Source organism: Cysteiniphilum marinum (assembly GCF_014857925.1).
GTDB lineage: Bacteria > Pseudomonadota > Gammaproteobacteria > Francisellales > Francisellaceae > Caedibacter > Caedibacter marinus.
The window spans coordinates 1-2,615 of record NZ_JACYVZ010000080.1 but is presented as its reverse complement, the minus strand read 5'-3'; the positions used below and the strand labels follow the sequence as shown (position 1 = coordinate 2,615).

General features: G+C 37.2%; 5 protein-coding genes. 1 reads left to right on the top strand and 4 read right to left on the bottom strand.

Features of this window, described 5'->3' with window-relative positions:
• Positions 1-85: 85 nt before the first annotated feature.
• From IE867_RS14250 to IE867_RS14235, 4 genes are all read right to left on the bottom strand, one after another.
• Entirely contained in the window at positions 86-280 is a 195-nt protein-coding gene (locus tag IE867_RS14250; protein WP_192485378.1) for an Rpn family recombination-promoting nuclease/putative transposase, read from the bottom strand.
• 153 nt (positions 281-433) lie between these two features.
• Entirely contained in the window at positions 434-775 is a 342-nt protein-coding gene (locus IE867_RS14245) for a RecX family transcriptional regulator (protein ID WP_192485377.1), read from the bottom strand.
• A gap of 12 nt (positions 776-787) precedes the next feature.
• Positions 788-955 carry a hypothetical protein gene (locus tag IE867_RS14240; RefSeq protein WP_192485153.1) on the bottom strand — a complete coding sequence of 56 codons (168 nt, stop codon included), beginning with the start codon at positions 953-955 and terminating at the stop codon, positions 788-790.
• A 75-nt stretch (positions 956-1,030) separates the two neighbouring features.
• Complete coding sequence (locus IE867_RS14235; protein ID WP_192485376.1) at positions 1,031-1,303, bottom strand: hypothetical protein; 273 nt, start codon at positions 1,301-1,303, stop codon at positions 1,031-1,033.
• Between the two features lie 264 nt (positions 1,304-1,567).
• On the opposite strand from IE867_RS14235, the gene IE867_RS14230 reads away from it, so the two are divergent.
• A complete protein-coding gene (locus IE867_RS14230) occupies positions 1,568-2,350 on the top strand; it encodes a DNA/RNA non-specific endonuclease (RefSeq protein WP_192485375.1) in 783 nt (260 codons plus the stop codon).
• Positions 2,351-2,615: the final 265 nt, after the last annotated feature.

Sequence of the window (2,615 nt, the reverse complement as noted above, 5' to 3'; positions counted from 1 at the left end):
CCAGCTTTACACCAATCCGTTGCCAGATAAGCATATGGGAGAGGATAACAATCAGCAAAATGATTGGTTATGTCTAATCTTAGAATTAGCATAACAACGAATTGTACGACTTGCAGGTCGCACGTTGGCGCACGTGTTCGACATTAGCGGATTCTAACTTAACACTGTGCCAGTCAACTAAAGCGATAAGCTCTTTAGGCAAGTAAGTCATTAAGAAACAGATAGCAAAGTCTCTATTGCTTATGAGGTCTTTAAATACACGGTCGTGTTTGTCTGCCATTATGTTGCCCTACTCACTTTCACTTATTTTGTCCTCAGATAGTCCTAGATAAAAAACGGGGTTATTTTAACATAAACCCTTATAAATACAGGGTTGAGTCCTGGATTTTTTTCAATGCCATTTGTCTACTGATTTCCACCATCAAAAAAACCATCAATCCCCTTTTGCACCATCAAAAAAACCATCAATCCCCTTTTGCACCAACTGATAATCAAACCCTTTACCTAGCAGATATTTTAACAGCTTTTGTTTCTTATCATACTCAGTTTTACCTTTGATCAAAGGATACTTGGCACTGATTCTGCGTAGGACATTATTAAGCTGCTGCACCTCGTCAACGACAACTAACCTGTCAATCATGCTTTGCGGTATTGCTTTCTTTTTGAGCTTATCAATCAATGCGCCTGTTGATATATCTTGGTTACTTTCAATAATACGCCTTGCTTTGTTTTCCAGTAGCATGTTGTCGGTGATATTGGCATTATCAAGACTCATGGCAGCAGTATCCTATTCGTTATTATTGGCTCTCTCATTTTTTAAATGCTCAATTGCAGATATTGGCACATTCATCATTTTAGCTATTATCGATAACGGCACACCAATTTTTGACATTGCTATAACCTCATGTATTTTTTGCTCATCGGTTAGCTCATCGTTGCAATTTTTAATATCCATAACGCACTCCCTTTCGTGGACACTGAGCAAGTATATCAAAAACAATCAGTGATTTATACATGAACACAATTTACACTACCTCATCGCCTCCCAACGCTCAACAACCATGACAAATTTATTTGTATAGTCGTTATCCTCTCTGGTTTCCTTAAGCCAATCAGCAACCGCATCGTGCAAGTCGTAGGTTTCCTTGGCTTTGGCAAGGTTTGATATGCCGACAGTGACGCTGCACCTTTCAATGTAAGTGTTGGTGTCATTGGGTTTGGTGAAGTCACAGCGTAGGTGGCAACGCCATGATTTTATTTTGCCTGATTTTTTGCGGGGTTTGGGGCGTTTTTTTGTTGCCAAAAATTTTTGTCCTTTGTAATAGTTCTCAAAGCTATATTATATATGGGTTGATACTCAAAAAACACCTTTAAGATTACCTCTCAGCGCACGATCCTTAGTTATAACCCCAGTTTTCTATAAATTTATTTTTTCATACGCATTCTCTTGATATGGGTTTTTATATGTATCATTATGTAGAAATAATTAATAACAATGTATCACAGTATCGAGTCTGGCAATATAGTCCAATAGTTTTAAACTCTGTAAATATAAGGAAGTTATCGAATGAAATTTAAAATGCTTGTTAGCACATGTTTGATATTAGGATGGATTGAATCATACGCTCAAACGAAAAGTAAAGTTTGCTATAATGATCACTGCCCTACTGGTCAACCTCAAAGTAATATATTAGTTGATCATGGCATCTTTGTATTGAGTTCTAACATTAACACCAAGTTTGCTGATTGGGTTGCTTATAAAGTCATTGCTAAAAATTTAGATGGTCCTAATAGAAAACGTAATTGGAAATCAGACCCTAATATACCAGTTGGCTATACAATGACACCATCTGACTACAAGGACGCACATGCAATCATAGGAACTGATAGAGGCCATCAAGCCCCATTAGGTGTTTTTAGCAATACCGACAAATGGCAACTTAGCAATTACCTTTCAAATATAACACCACAAAAATCTGAGCTTAACCAAGGAGCATGGAATTTGCTTGAGAATGCTGTAAGAGATTTAGCTCGTAGCGGCGAGGAAGTCTATGTTGTTACTGGACCACTTTATGAATCATTTTTCCCAAACCTACCTAATGCTCAAATCACACATACAACACCCAGTGGCTATTGGAAAAGTATTATTGTTCAAAATAGTAATGGTATTAGTCTAAGCAGCTTTATAATGCCTCAAAATGCAGAAAGGTACGATAGCCACTGCAATTATGTCTCCACCTTATCAGAAGTTCAATATAGAGCCAAGTTAGACATATTTCCTGAGAGGTATCTGATGTTACAGCAGGATTCTCTGTTAGAAAAATTAGGTTGTATGCTAAAAGCATCGTAGGTTACTCTTTAGCAAAAACCTCCCCACAATCCCCCCTCGTCAACCTAACCGTCATTTCCTTATTCAAATATACCTCCCTTACATAATATACACTCTTTGCATACTCATCCTCTGAGTCTATCGTCCACATCACCAAATGAAAGCAACACACATCTAGATTTAATGAAACGACTATGTTATCCTATTTTCAAAATATAGAATTGGATTTTTTATAATGGCAACGGGTATCAAAATAATAGCGCAGCATTATGATGTAAGCACAGGT

What these genes read in the sequence shown, in the direction of transcription:
- IE867_RS14240 (WP_192485153.1), bottom strand. Translation starts at nt 955, where the DNA reads ATGGATATTAAAAATTGCAACGATGAGCTAACCGATGAGCAAAAAATA.
- IE867_RS14230 (WP_192485375.1), top strand. Translation starts at nt 1,568, where the DNA reads ATGAAATTTAAAATGCTTGTTAGCACATGTTTGATATTAGGATGGATT.
- IE867_RS14245 (WP_192485377.1), bottom strand. Translation starts at nt 775, where the DNA reads ATGAGTCTTGATAATGCCAATATCACCGACAACATGCTACTGGAAAAC.
- IE867_RS14250 (WP_192485378.1), bottom strand. Translation starts at nt 280, where the DNA reads ATGGCAGACAAACACGACCGTGTATTTAAAGACCTCATAAGCAATAGA.